The following is a 12,541-nucleotide window of genomic DNA, read 5'->3' as shown; positions in this document are numbered from 1 at the left end:
TCAATGGAGAGGGTGATATGTCGATGTTAGTTAATGTTCAACAGCTTGCCACGCAACTGCAAGATGAACCCATCATTTTAGTGCGTGCGGTTATGGACGACCCGGTTACCAAAACGCCTGATTCTCGTGATGCCATGGTGTTGCCAAACTCTGTGGATATAGACTTAGACGGCGAGGGCAGTGCTCACACTACGGGTTTTCCTCATAGTATGCCAACCGAATCTGACTTTGCTTTGTACTTAGGCCGACAAGGTTTAACCGAACGTTCGTCTGTAGTGGTTTACGATACCCGAGGTATGTACAGCGCCCCTCGTGTTTGGTGGATGCTTAAAGCCATGGGGCATGAGAACGTAAAATTGTTAAATGGCGGCCAAGTAGCGTGGGAAGAAAAAAACTTACCAGTATCAGAACAACGTATTCCCTCACATTTTAAGTATGAAAGTAATGCGCAGAGCAAATGGTTTGTAAATAGTTCAGCGGTTATTCAAGCGATTAATACCGATGCTCAACTAGTCGATGCCAGAAGTGAAGCGCGATTTTACGGGCAAGTAGAAGAGCCTCGCCCTGGGATTCGTTCGGGGCACATGCCAGGTGCTTACAATCTTCCATTCACAGCGCTGTTAGAGAATGGTTTTTTCTTAAGCGTTGAAAAATTAAAAGATGTTTTTGCCAAAGCCAATATTGATTTATCGAAGCCCATTATCTGTACCTGCGGCTCAGGGGTTACGGCGTGTATTATTGGCGTTGCTGCACTCATGTGCGGTGCAAATGATGTTGCTATTTACGATGGTTCTTGGTCTGAGTGGGGAGCAAACGCCACTTTTCCAGTAGTGAAAGATTAACCTTCGTTTAATTTAGGGTAGTCGTGTTACGTGTATATATTTCAAAGGAATTGAGCTTATGAATACACCACCTCGCGTTGTCGTGTTAACTGGTGCAGGAATTTCAGCAGAATCTGGATTAAAGACGTTTCGAGATAACAACGGATTATGGGAAGAGCACAGTGTGGAAGACGTGGCTACGCCCGAAGCTTTTGCCCGTAACCCTGAACTTGTATATCGGTTTTATAATGAACGTAGAATGCAATTGACTACGGATTGCGTCAATCCCAATGCTGCTCATGAAGCGCTAGTGACACTTGAACGCGCATTGAAAGACCGATTCACATTAATCACGCAAAATGTCGACGATTTGCACGAACGCGCGGGCAGCGAACGTATTTTGCATATGCACGGAAAATTACTGTCTAGCCGTTGCGTAACAACAAATAAGACTTTTGAATGCAAAACTGCGTTCGACGGCCAAACTGTTTGTGCCTGTTGTAATACCGCCACTTTACGACCCGACATTGTATGGTTTGGTGAAATGCCCCTTTATATGGAAGAAATTTCACAAGATATTGCGAACGCAGATATCTTCTTAGCCATTGGAACCTCAGGAAATGTTTATCCTGCCGCGGGGTTTGTGATTAATGCGAAAGACTCGGGCGCACAATGCATAGAATTAAATTTAGAACCCAGTGCGAATAATTGGTTATTCGATGAATCTATTAGCGGCAATGCCACTGAAATAGTCCCAGCGTTTGTAACGCGGTTAATTAAAGAATATGATCTTTAAATAAAGTTATGATTTGAAAAAATTCATGGCTAAAGACGCTTTACTAGCATGAAAGCTCACTGACACTGAGCGCCTAAAATATAGAGTAATATTAAAAATATATGCCTTACCTGAATGAATTTTTGACCATTGCCCTAGTGCACCTTGTTGCAGTAGCTAGCCCAGGCCCTGATTTTGCGGTAGTGGTTCGCAATAGCCTCGCGTACGGTCGCCGTATTGCTATTTATACAAGCGTTGGCATTGGACTGGCGATTTTGCTACACGTTGGGTATTCACTGGTGGGTTTAAGTGTAGTTATTGCCACTACGCCATGGCTTTTCAAAACCTTTAGTTATCTTGCTGCGGGTTATCTATTGTATATTGCGTATGGCGCACTAAAAAGCGGGCCTAGCCAACCGCCAGCAGGCGGCGAGGCAGGGGTAAGCAACAGCGTAGATAATCTGGATGAAACTAAGCTAGCTAATAACAAGGCGGCCAATAATAAAAAAGCTAACTCGCAAATATCTGCACAAAAAGCACTTTGGATTGGCTTTTTAACAAATGGCTTAAACCCCAAAGCAACCTTATTCTTCTTATCGTTGTTCACCGCTATTATTGATATCGACACGCCTTTTTCAATCAAGCTTGGTTATGGAATTTACTTAGCCATAGCAACAGGACTTTGGTTTTGTTTTCTATCCTACCTACTTAGTACCAGTAAAATTGCTCAACTTATTGGGAAAAAAGGGTACTGGCTCGACCGTGCAATGGGCGTTTTACTGGTTGGCTTGGCCGCAAAATTAGTCTTGGGCTAACGTTTCACTCATAGATTTATGCTTTGAGGCAAAACGCTGGTTATTACATTTAATCAACTAACACGTGGTAATTGGGGTTAATCGCCATATTTATGTATAATGCGGCGGTTAAATTCGATAGCAGCAGTAGAGGATCGTGTGGCAGATAATAAAATGCCTTTTAAAGATAACCAGCCAACAAGCAAGCTAGAAAGAACACTTTCAAAGCAATATGATTTCGATATTAAATCGTTGTTTTCTCGCGCTAATGGTTTGGCTAAAGCAAATTTTTTAAGCTTATTCCAAGCTTCATTAGTCCTATTTCTTACGTTTGTCGTACTCGGTTTTGTTGCTCAGAAGTTCATTACTTTCAATGAAGACGGCACCTTCATTTTTGAACACCAATCGTTAATTGAAATTGTGGCTATTTTCATTGTTGCACCACTAATTGGCGGGTTGTATATGATGGGGGTGAGCCATGCCAGAGGTCAAAAAACCACGGTTTTCTCTATTTTCAGCTACGTCTCTTTGATATTCGCATTAGCCCTTACTCAATTGGTGAATGGCATAGTGGTACAAATTGGCTTGGTATTGTTAGTGGTACCTGGTGTGTATTTTTGGATGGCGACCTCTTTTTCACTCATGCTGGTTGCTGATAAATCGTTAACGCCGCTTCGTGCCATTATTTTATCTTGCCGGGTTTTCAATGCTTATTGGGCACAGTTAGCCGGTGTGTTTGCCATTTTTATTATATTGTTTATTTCCGTTCCGTTTACATTAGGCTTGTCCCTTGTGTGGGTTCTACCCCTGTATTTTAGTATGCTAGGGTTGTTGTATGAAGAGATGATTGGTGAAGAGGGTGAATATACACCCAGCCAAACTGTTCAAAGTAAAACGAATGAGTCGAGCTTCGATGCATAAACGGGAAACGCTAAAAATTGTTTTAATTACTATTGCTGTATTGGCAGTAATAGTCATTAACGCGCTTATATTAACTAAGCGCGAGCCCGATATTTTAGATATTCCAGAAACACCTGAAGCCACAAAACCTGTTCCCGACTTTTCTGCGTATACCGACGTTAAAGAAAAGAAAAGTGCCTTTTTCGATTACTTACGCCCCGAAGTTGAAAAACAGAATGCGTATTTACTTACCCTTAGACACTACATACAAACGTTGTATCGTAAGGCTTTGAACGAAGAGCCGCTAACCGACGATGACATTAGCCGTCTTGAGTGGTTGCAAACTGAGTACCGCGTAAAGGCGGAACAACCGCTCACATCTCGTCTGCTTGCGTTACTTCACAAAATTGATATTTTGCCTGCTGAACTCGTGCTCGTGCAAGCGGCAAACGAGTCGGCATGGGGCACCAGTCGTTTTGCTAGAAAAGGTTATAACTTCTTTGGTATTTGGTGCTTTGTGAAAGGATGTGGTTTTGTTCCCGGTAAACGAAATGCCGGCGCAACGCACGAAGTCGCGAAGTTCCCAAGCCTATCTCGGGCGACTTATACTTATATGCGTAACCTGAATAGACACGATGCCTATACCGATTTGCGAGAAATCAGAGAGCGGTTAAGAGCAAATCAAATCCCCATTACTGGCGTAGCCTTGGCAGAGGGATTAATGAATTACTCTGAGCGCGGCGCGGCCTATGTAGACGAATTACAAACCATGATCCGGTTTAACCAGGAGTTCTTAACCGAATGAAACGTATAGCATGCGCGCTTATAGGCGCATTACTCACCTCAAGTGTTGCCGCTGAAACGGTGAATGTGGAATACAGCCGTTTTTATAGTCACGTAAAAAAACTGGATAATGAAGACACTCAAGCTTTGCAATTCGCTTTTGGTTTTCTGCGTGTTGGTGAAGGGCGGTTATGTGAAATTAATAACGCTGAGATAGTCACTGACAAACAAACTATGCCATTAGAGGTTAGTGATGAGTACCGATTCACTGTACCAACGGAAAAAGCGCTAAAATTGGCAAATGCCTATATCAGTATCGATTTAACTGAAGCGGCTAATGTATGTGATATGTCTGTGCAGCTAGAAACAAAAAGTGAATACTTAACCGCCAGTTATACAAAAGAAGAGCTGAATTTTATCTATGGCCAATATGAAGCGTTCTTCAATGAAATGGGTAGCTTTTTATCGTTCTTAATGCCAACGGTGAAAGGGTTGATGTTGCAATTTGATGATAAAAATCTGGATTATATTACCCCAGAAGGCCTGCATATTAATAACGGCATACTTCACTTAGAACAAAGTGAAATTAACGAAAATAAAGGGCTCACACTACCGAAAGCCCCACTTCGTGTTACCGCTATGGCATCAAGCTAATAGCTGATACTTAATTTGCTCAGCAATACGGGTGATGGTTTCTTCACCCTTTTCACATAGCTCTTGTGCGCGGTGAAATTCCATAATACCCACGTCGGTTAGTTGGGGCTCTATCAGAATATCCGGCGGATCGCCCGCTAAACGAGAACGTGTCACCCTTGCTTGAAGTATTTCTAACGAACTACTCATTACACTTAAAATCCCTGGAGGGTTACCTTTAGGGACTTTATTTGGTGGCGGCGAAATTGTTTCTTCTATGGCCTCAATAGCGTCGCTAGCAACGCCTTCGTTTTGCTCGCTATGTTTACTATCGGTTTCACTTTCAGTTTCCGTTTCTGCTTTTTCTTTACCATCAGGTGAGAACCACTGCTTAAGCACGTTTTGGCTTTTAGTGAAAAAGTCTTCGGTTTTTCTTTGGTTTTCTTCGTGATCGAGTCGTAATTTTTCAAGCCTAAGGGGCCTGAAGTCAGCATTAAGGTTCACGGCAATAACAAAGTCTGCACCAAGCTGACGACACAGGTTAACAGGCACTGGATTAACCACCGCGCCATCTACTAACCAACGATCGCCATGGGCGACTGGGGCAAATAGGGCAGGAATAGCACACGAAGCTTGAATGGTATTGCCAATCTCGCCGGAACTAAACACTACCTCACGACCTGTGTACAAATCGGTAGCCACGGAGGCGAACGGTTTTTCCATTGCTTCGTAGGTTGGGGCACAAAATTCGCTGGCAAGTTTATCAAACACTTTTCGCCCGCTAGCAATACCGCCCCTACGTAAACCAACGCCCATCAAAGCAAGTACCTGCCAATCTGACAAAGAACAAGACCACTCTTTAAGGCCTTCTAACTTACCACTAGCGTAAGCGGCACCAACATAGGCACCAATAGAGCAACCTGCCACCACGTCAATTTTAATACCCAGCTTTTCTAATGCTTGAATAATACCAATGTGGGTCCAACCTCTTGCGGCACCCGCACCTAATGCTAGACCAATTTTCATTTAGTTTGATTCCATCAAATTGATAACGTGAACCGTGTCGTCAGTAGGCTCATTGGGCGACGCAAAGCTGGGGGGATCGAAACCAATATCACCATCTTCAACCGGCCCGTTCTGTGTAGAGATGCCTTTAAAGTCGTGCAAATTCTTGTCGACCAAATGTGACGGCGCTACATTTTGAAGCGCACTAAACATTGACTCAATACGCCCAGGGAAACGGCGATCCCAATCTTGTAGCATGGCCTTTACGTTCTGACGCTGCAAATTTTCTTGAGACCCGCACAAGTTGCAAGGAATAATAGGAAATTCTACGGCATCAGAATAACGCTGAATGTCTTTTTCAGTACAATAAGCAAGGGGCCTTATGACAATGTGCTCACCATTATCGCTAACCAGCTTTGGTGGCATTGATTTAAGCTTACCGCCATGGAACATGTTTAAAAAGAAGGTTTCTAGCATGTCGTCACGGTGATGGCCGAGGGCAATTTTAGTGGCGCCTAGCTTTTTAGCCGTGCTGTATAAAATACCGCGACGTAATCGTGAACAAAGCGAACACGTGGTTTTACCTTCAGGTACTTTGTCCATAACAATAGAATAAGTGTCTTCTTCTACAATTTTGTATTCGACACCTACACTCTCGAGGTATTCAGGAAGTACGTGCTCTGGAAATCCAGGCTGCTTTTGATCAAGGTTAACCGCTATAATGTCAAAATGAATTGGCGCAATGCGTTTTAAAAACATAAGAATATCAAGCATAGCGTAACTGTCTTTACCACCAGACAAGCACACCATCACTTTATCGTTATGTTCAATCATGCCGAAATCAGCAATCGCTTTGCCTACATTTCGACGAAGTCGCTTTTGTAGCTTATTAAAGCTGTATTTTTGTTTATTTTGAGACGCGGTTAACGGAGCGTCCGCACGGTTTGTGCCTGCACTGTTCATATCAATAGCTTGGTTACTGCGAAAAAAACCATTATACAGTAATCAAGTAAAATTGAATGTGCGAGGTGAAGATTTTTTAAATCTTGTTGGCCCTCTCTTCTAACAAAAACCAATAGCGTTTAAAGCTATAGCGCAAAGATAGCAAACAGTGCCGACAGGCTGTTTATGAACCTGTCTGAATTACCGTGAAAGGGGCGAAATAAAGCCGTCTGGTTTTATTGCCAGTACATCACACACAAGTTCATCAATAACATGTTCTGCGGTGTTACCTATGAGAGCCGCAGAAATACCTATTCTGCCAACCGTACCTATGATAACAAGTTCAGCGTCTATATCTTTGGCTATCTTTGGAATGACTTTTTCAGGAAGGCCTTCCTTCACATAACAGCGCTTACTATCGATAGCATACTTCTCGCTGTGTGTGTTCATCTCAAGTTCGTGATGATGCTTTACCGCGTTGTTGTATGTGTCTGGGTCAAACTCAGGAACTTCAATAGCAATATTTAGCGGCGTAGCTGGGTAGCTGTTTACCAAATTTACGTTACCGCTGAGCAGCGCGGCATAATCGTTAGCAATCACCGTGATTTTGTCGTTAAGTAAGGCATGCTCGTCGTCTTCACTGCCTACATTTACCGCGGCAATAATTTCACCATTTTCAGGCCATTCATGATCTTTAACCAATAATACGGGGGAGGGACATTTTCTAAGTAGATGCCAGTCTGTAGGAGTAAAAATAACAGAAGCTAAATCGTCATGGCGCTTAGTTGCTTTTACCACTAAATCTATACTGTTGTCGATGACATAATGCACCACAGCTTCAAAGGCACGGTTGTTCCATTCCACAACTATATCTGTTTTAGAAAAACCTAAGTCGTCTAAAGTTTTTTTCAACCATCCAGCATGTTCTTTAGTGACCGCATCACGCATGGCTTCACGATCATCAGGGCTAAGCATGGTTGTCATATCGTAAGATAAGTCGTAAACCACCAGCATGGCGGTGACAGAGGCACCTGTCTTTTTGGCAAGTTCATATGCACGGCTAAGCGCAGGTTGGGTTTCTCTATCGGCTTCAATAACCGCTAAAATACGCTCATACTTAATCATAACCCCTCCAAACATAGTCAGAATTTTGGTTGCTACAATTTAAGTGTAATACCTATTTGCTATTACGTAACTTGTTTTAGATCAAAAGCTTTGAAGATTAGCTATTACAGGCGATATTAGGTGCAACCACAGACGTTAAACGTTGTGACATCTCATCAAAATCTAAAATAGTGATGAGTTTACCGTCCACTTGGATAATATTTTCTTTTTGAAAACGGCTTAACAGGCGGCTAATGGTCTCAATAGTTAGACCAAGATAGTTCCCAATTTCATTTCGAGTCATGGTTAGGTGAAATTCTTTATTTGAAAATCCACGTTCTTCGAAACGTTGAGAAAGCTGAGAGAGGAAATACAATAGACGTTCTTCCGCTGAGCGTTTATTAAGCAACATCATGAGATCATGATCTTGTTTAATTTCCGCACTCATAAAACTCATTATTTGATGTCTTAACTTAGGAAATTGAACCGACATTTCATCAAGCGTTTCATACGGTAATTCGCACACCATGGCGGTTTCTAATGCCTGAGCATAACTTTGGTGCTTATTTTCCCGTAAGGCATCGAAGCCGATAATATCGCCAGGGAAGTGAAAACCTGTAATCTGCTCTTCACCATCTGAATTGGTGACGAAAGACTTAAAAGAGCCCGTGCGTACTGCGTAAAGAGAGTTGAATTTATCTCCCGACTTTACCAGCAAATCACTCTTGTGAAGGGGTTTCTTTCGCTCAATAATATCATCTAAAGATTCAATCTCAGTCTTGTTTAGCGCAACGGGCAAACACAAGTGGCTGAAACTGCAATTTTGACAATGAATTGAGAATTGGCTTCCTTTGCTCATAGGTTCAAACTATAAATAGGGTCGACTTAATATTAATCTTACTCTTTTGTTTATGAAATTGCTGCATAAATTAAAAAGAGAGCGTAAATAGCCACTATTACGGAAAAGCATTGTCTTACCACGGGGTGCCTAAAACCAGCTATTAGGTACTGGCTACCTGCGCTTGCAGCTAACAAAGTGGGCAGAGTACCTAACCCAAAAAATAACATGATGGCAGCGCCGTCAACGGCCGACCCCGATGCTAATGACCACGTTAACGTGGAATAGACCAACCCGCAGGGTAGCCAGCCCCATATAAAACCATAGGGTAGTGCATAAACCGGGCTTTTGAATGGAAGAAATCGTTTAGATATTGGCTGAATAGCTTTAAATAAGCCGCGTCCCATAGCTTCAATATAATTCAAGCCTTGCCACCACTTTCCCAAATAACACGCTAATAGCAGCAGCATAACGCCACTAATCAAAGATAAAACGGGTTTAGCAATAGGCACAAACTCGGTGGCCATTTGGCCGACAGCGCCTGTAATAGCGCCGGCTAATGTGTAGCTGAGGATACGGCCAAAATTATAGGCAAGGGTGTAGGGTAATGCCGGTTCATTACTTGGCGTTACTGTGCGTAGTGCGGCAACAATACCACCGCACATACCCACACAATGCACGCCGCCAGCAATTCCAATGAAAAAAGCAGAGAATATATTAATCTCTGTCATCTGTTTCTTTGCGTTGTTGTAACTGCTTTCGCTGCTCGGCTAGCTTCTTTTCATCACCTGATAAATCATCATCAAACAAAATGCTGTAGCCCTGTCTATCAAGATCTTCAAACTGATTGGTTTTTACCGCCCAGAAAAAGATAACCAGTGCCAGCGCAACAATAATAATAGCGATGGGAATTAAGACGTAAATGATACTCATATTATTTACTTAATAACCTCGTTGAATTGGTGACCACAATAATACTACTCAGTGACATGCCAACCACGGCCATCCAGGGAGAGAGTAACCCCGACACTGCAAAGGGTAGAATGATAATATTGTAACCTACTGACCATGCAATATTTTGCTGAATTTTACGTTTTGCCTGTTTCGCCACAGAAAATAAGGTTGGCACCGATAGCAAGCTGTCTCCTAGCAAAATAACATCGGCGGCTGTTTTGGCCACATCTGTGGCGTTTCCTACCGCAACCGCCACATCTGCGCTAGCAAGAACAGGGGCATCGTTTATACCGTCGCCCATCATCATGACTTTGCGACCTTGCTTTTGCAAAGTATGCACCTGTGAATATTTTTGCTCCGGTGATAAGCCACCCTTTGCTAAGTTGATTGGTAAACTAGCAGTAAGTGCATCAACGTTTTTCTGTGTGTCGCCACTTAGCACCACTAATTGATGTTCATTCAGTGCGGTGAGTGTCGCTAAGGCATCTTGCCGCAAGCTATCATTTACGCAGAACGCGGCCATTAATACACCGTCGGCACACAAAAACACATTTGCCGGTATATCTACCTTTGAGGTGGTTGATAAATTACAAAATACGGCTGAACCCATAGTAAAAACGACGTTGTCTATCTCACCACTAATGCCGCCACCTGGTGTAACGGTAAATCCGTTCATGGTATTAGGCAGGGTTCTATGTTTTGACTTAACATTATCGTTGTCGAAGGCACGGGCAATAGGGTGCTCAGAACGAGACTCTAACAATGTAGTTAGCGCCATTACCTGCACTGGATCTACCCCTTTAGCAAACCAGCGCTGTTGCAATGAGAACTTACCTTCGGTCAGTGTGCCGGTTTTATCAAGGGCAATGGTATCAATATCGTTAAGTTGCTCTAAGGCGTCAGCGCGCTTTAACAAAATGCCCTGACGATTCAGCTTCGCCATAGCGCAGGTTAACGCTGAAGGTGTGGCTAAGCCTAGCGCACAAGGGCAGGTTGCCACTAATACAGAGATGGTGATCCAAAAAGCATCTTCACTGCCCACAAACGACCAATAACTGTACGTTAAAGCCGATATCAGCAATACCGAGAACACAAAGTAACGGGAAAAGTTATCGGCAATCTGCGCAGCTTTTGGCTTGCTTGCCATGGCGCTAGCTTGTAAACGCACGATTTGATTGACCAAGGCATGCTTTAAGCTTTGGGTCACTTTAACCGTTAGTGTGCCATCTTGGTTTACTGTACCGCCGTAAACTACATGGCTGGCCGATTTACTGACGGGGTTAAATTCTCCCGTTAACATAGACTCATCAACCGCAGCGGTACCGTCTAGCACAATACCATCGACAGGGATGGTCTCACCGGGCTTCACTAGTACTACATCATTGGGCGCTAATTGCTTTGCAAGGATCTGAACGATACTGCCATCACCTTCAATTTTAGCCGCTGAAACCGGAATATATTGCATCATATTGGCTGAAATTTGCGCCGCACGGTGCCTGCTTCTATGTTCAAGGAATCGGCTCAACAGCAGTAGAAAGATAAACATGCATATGGATTCAAAATACACTTCACCTTGCTCAAGCAAAGTGGAACGTAAACCCGCAAAGTAGGTGCCAAATACCGCGAGGGTGACAGGCACATCCATATTCACGGTTTTTGCGCTTATTGCCTTCAAAGCACCTAAATAGAACGCGCTTCCTGAATAAAGTACTACGGGGGTGGTAAGGGTGAGTGCAACCCAATAAAAGTATTGACGGGTTTCTTGTTCAATGGCACCAAACCAATCGAAGTAAAGCCCAGCCATTAGCATCATCACCTGCATGGTCATGATGCCTGCCAAGCCTAACTTTTTAATAAACGATTTTTGCTCGCGTTTATAACTCGCTTCATGTTCATCTGGGTGAAACGGTGAGCCAACATACCCTATGCGTTTTAGTGTGGTGAGTATCTGGCTAAGTTTAATAACATCGGGTTCCCAGGTTATTAGTGCGCGACGCTCTTGAACGTTTACGGCGACTTGCGCAATACCTGATACTTTTGAAAGCTGCTTTTCAATCAGCCAACCGCACGCTGCACACGTTATGCCTTCAAGGGTTAGCTGTATTTGCTTGTGCTGTCCTTCGTCAAAAACAAACTCTTCTTGAAGGGCTGGGTCGTCATAAACGTTAAGCGCAGAAAGGCTTTCTAAGATACCATCGTCTGACTTTTGGGCTGGCTCAGTACGAAACTGATAATAATCTTCTAAGCCATTATCAACGATGGCTTGAGCAACAGCTTGGCAACCAGGGCAGCAGAGCTGCCTGGTTTCCCCTAATATTACTGCTTCATATTTGTGTGTTGCATCGTTAGGTAACGCGCAATGGTAACAAAGGTTTTCGCTCATTACGGATTAAACTTGATGGCGCCAGAGTAGGGAAGTTGCAACGTATTTTGTACTTTCCAACTGTCGTCTACAGGAGAAAGCGAGACTTGCCATTTACCGGTTAAGTCCTTTTCGACAAAACCACGGTAAATACCATTAGCATCACGACTTAATAATACACTTGCATCACGCTCTTCGATGGTCACATGATAAAAATTCAATTTAAGGGCGTTTCCTTCTTGAGGAATACCTGAATGGAATTTTACTGCAATACTGCCATCAGTAATGGTTAACTCTGTTGTTATGTTTTTGCGTTTCGCGATGGCTTCTTTATCTAGCCGGGCATTAATGGCTTTACCTTCTTTGTAATAATCGTCTACTACTAAGCTGTCTTCGGTTGAAATAGCCAATTTCAATAACACGCCACCCATTACTAATGTAATTAGGGGAACAGCAATAAGGAACCAGGGCCAAAATTGTTTATACCAGGGTGTATTCATTAATTACATCAACTCGTTTACTACAGGAAAACCGGCGCGATAGGAAAAATAAGGCATCCAGTTGAAGATGTGTATTTTCTCATAAAAAAAGCCCCGTGATAACGAGGCTTTTTAGCATTATTGTTGGTTA

Annotated in this window: 14 protein-coding genes; 6 read left to right on the top strand and 8 right to left on the bottom strand. The window is 43.1% G+C overall.

Annotated features, from left to right (window positions below; genetic code table 11):
• Positions 1 to 17: 17 nt before the first annotated feature.
• The 6 genes from AAC006_RS11360 (at position 18) to AAC006_RS11335 (ending at position 4,727) form a co-directional block, all read left to right on the top strand.
• Positions 18 to 842, top strand: a complete 825-nt coding sequence (locus AAC006_RS11360; protein ID WP_013784129.1) for a sulfurtransferase — start codon at positions 18 to 20, stop codon at positions 840 to 842.
• Positions 843 to 900: 58 nt separating this feature from the next.
• Positions 901 to 1,617, top strand: coding sequence for a Sir2 family NAD+-dependent deacetylase (cobB, locus tag AAC006_RS11355; protein WP_126873326.1), 717 nt, complete (start codon positions 901 to 903; stop codon positions 1,615 to 1,617).
• A 101-nt stretch (positions 1,618 to 1,718) separates the two neighbouring features.
• Positions 1,719 to 2,411 (top strand): LysE family translocator, encoded by a 693-nt coding sequence (locus tag AAC006_RS11350; protein WP_126873327.1) that lies wholly within the window; start codon positions 1,719 to 1,721, stop codon positions 2,409 to 2,411.
• Positions 2,412 to 2,549: 138 nt separating this feature from the next.
• The gene (locus AAC006_RS11345; protein WP_260563533.1) at positions 2,550 to 3,311 is read left to right on the top strand and encodes a stress protein; all 762 of its coding nucleotides are present in this window, start codon (positions 2,550 to 2,552) and stop codon (positions 3,309 to 3,311) included.
• Positions 3,304 to 4,095, top strand: a complete 792-nt coding sequence (locus AAC006_RS11340; protein ID WP_126873375.1) for a glucosaminidase domain-containing protein — start codon at positions 3,304 to 3,306, stop codon at positions 4,093 to 4,095. Before AAC006_RS11345 ends, AAC006_RS11340 begins: the two co-directional genes overlap by 8 nt.
• Positions 4,092 to 4,727: a DUF2987 domain-containing protein gene (locus tag AAC006_RS11335; protein ID WP_013784124.1), complete on the top strand. Its 636-nt coding sequence runs from the start codon at positions 4,092 to 4,094 to the stop codon at positions 4,725 to 4,727. Before AAC006_RS11340 ends, AAC006_RS11335 begins: the two co-directional genes overlap by 4 nt.
• Here the strand turns inward: AAC006_RS11335 and AAC006_RS11330 are convergent.
• The 8 genes from AAC006_RS11330 to AAC006_RS11295 form a co-directional block, all read right to left on the bottom strand.
• Positions 4,719 to 5,732 carry a patatin-like phospholipase family protein gene (locus AAC006_RS11330; protein ID WP_013784123.1) on the bottom strand — a complete coding sequence of 338 codons (1,014 nt, stop codon included), beginning with the start codon at positions 5,730 to 5,732 and terminating at the stop codon, positions 4,719 to 4,721. The two genes, AAC006_RS11335 and AAC006_RS11330, sit on opposite strands and share 9 nt — an antisense overlap.
• A complete protein-coding gene (gene ttcA / locus AAC006_RS11325) occupies positions 5,733 to 6,674 on the bottom strand; it encodes a tRNA 2-thiocytidine(32) synthetase TtcA (protein ID WP_339891342.1) in 942 nt (313 codons plus the stop codon). It lies immediately after the preceding gene.
• 180 nt (positions 6,675 to 6,854) lie between these two features.
• Positions 6,855 to 7,778, bottom strand: coding sequence for a universal stress protein UspE (gene uspE, locus AAC006_RS11320; protein ID WP_126873330.1), 924 nt, complete (start codon positions 7,776 to 7,778; stop codon positions 6,855 to 6,857).
• 97 nt (positions 7,779 to 7,875) lie between these two features.
• Entirely contained in the window at positions 7,876 to 8,616 is a 741-nt protein-coding gene (gene fnr / locus AAC006_RS11315; protein WP_041452525.1) for a fumarate/nitrate reduction transcriptional regulator Fnr, read from the bottom strand.
• Positions 8,617 to 8,666: 50 nt separating this feature from the next.
• Positions 8,667 to 9,326, bottom strand: coding sequence for a sulfite exporter TauE/SafE family protein (locus AAC006_RS11310; RefSeq protein WP_013784119.1), 660 nt, complete (start codon positions 9,324 to 9,326; stop codon positions 8,667 to 8,669).
• A complete protein-coding gene (gene ccoS, locus AAC006_RS11305; protein WP_013784118.1) occupies positions 9,313 to 9,528 on the bottom strand; it encodes a cbb3-type cytochrome oxidase assembly protein CcoS in 216 nt (71 codons plus the stop codon). The genes AAC006_RS11310 and ccoS overlap by 14 nt, the downstream gene beginning before the upstream one ends.
• Position 9,529: 1 nt before the next feature.
• Positions 9,530 to 11,932, bottom strand: coding sequence for a heavy metal translocating P-type ATPase (locus AAC006_RS11300; RefSeq protein ID WP_126873331.1), 2,403 nt, complete (start codon positions 11,930 to 11,932; stop codon positions 9,530 to 9,532).
• Positions 11,932 to 12,411, bottom strand: a complete 480-nt coding sequence (locus tag AAC006_RS11295) for a FixH family protein (RefSeq protein ID WP_013784116.1) — start codon at positions 12,409 to 12,411, stop codon at positions 11,932 to 11,934. Before AAC006_RS11295 ends, AAC006_RS11300 begins: the two co-directional genes overlap by 1 nt.
• Positions 12,412 to 12,541: the final 130 nt, after the last annotated feature.

This window comes from uncultured Alteromonas sp. (assembly GCF_963976965.1).
GTDB lineage: Bacteria > Pseudomonadota > Gammaproteobacteria > Enterobacterales > Alteromonadaceae > Alteromonas > Alteromonas naphthalenivorans.
This window is presented reverse-complemented; position numbering and strand designations above follow the sequence as displayed.

Bases quoted from the DNA above. Each gene is read 5' to 3' on its own strand.
- AAC006_RS11310 (WP_013784119.1), bottom strand. From the start codon at position 9,326: ATGACAGAGATTAATATATTCTCTGCTTTTTTCATTGGAATTGCTGGC.
- AAC006_RS11295 (WP_013784116.1), bottom strand. From the start codon at position 12,411: ATGAATACACCCTGGTATAAACAATTTTGGCCCTGGTTCCTTATTGCT.
- AAC006_RS11340 (WP_126873375.1), top strand. From the start codon at position 3,304: ATGCATAAACGGGAAACGCTAAAAATTGTTTTAATTACTATTGCTGTA.
- AAC006_RS11330 (WP_013784123.1), bottom strand. From the start codon at position 5,732: ATGAAAATTGGTCTAGCATTAGGTGCGGGTGCCGCAAGAGGTTGGACC.
- uspE (WP_126873330.1), bottom strand. From the start codon at position 7,778: ATGATTAAGTATGAGCGTATTTTAGCGGTTATTGAAGCCGATAGAGAA.
- AAC006_RS11360 (WP_013784129.1), top strand. From the start codon at position 18: ATGTCGATGTTAGTTAATGTTCAACAGCTTGCCACGCAACTGCAAGAT.
- AAC006_RS11300 (WP_126873331.1), bottom strand. From the start codon at position 11,932: ATGAGCGAAAACCTTTGTTACCATTGCGCGTTACCTAACGATGCAACA.
- fnr (WP_041452525.1), bottom strand. From the start codon at position 8,616: ATGAGCAAAGGAAGCCAATTCTCAATTCATTGTCAAAATTGCAGTTTC.
- ttcA (WP_339891342.1), bottom strand. From the start codon at position 6,674: ATGAACAGTGCAGGCACAAACCGTGCGGACGCTCCGTTAACCGCGTCT.
- cobB (WP_126873326.1), top strand. From the start codon at position 901: ATGAATACACCACCTCGCGTTGTCGTGTTAACTGGTGCAGGAATTTCA.
- AAC006_RS11350 (WP_126873327.1), top strand. From the start codon at position 1,719: ATGCCTTACCTGAATGAATTTTTGACCATTGCCCTAGTGCACCTTGTT.
- ccoS (WP_013784118.1), bottom strand. From the start codon at position 9,528: ATGAGTATCATTTACGTCTTAATTCCCATCGCTATTATTATTGTTGCG.
- AAC006_RS11335 (WP_013784124.1), top strand. From the start codon at position 4,092: ATGAAACGTATAGCATGCGCGCTTATAGGCGCATTACTCACCTCAAGT.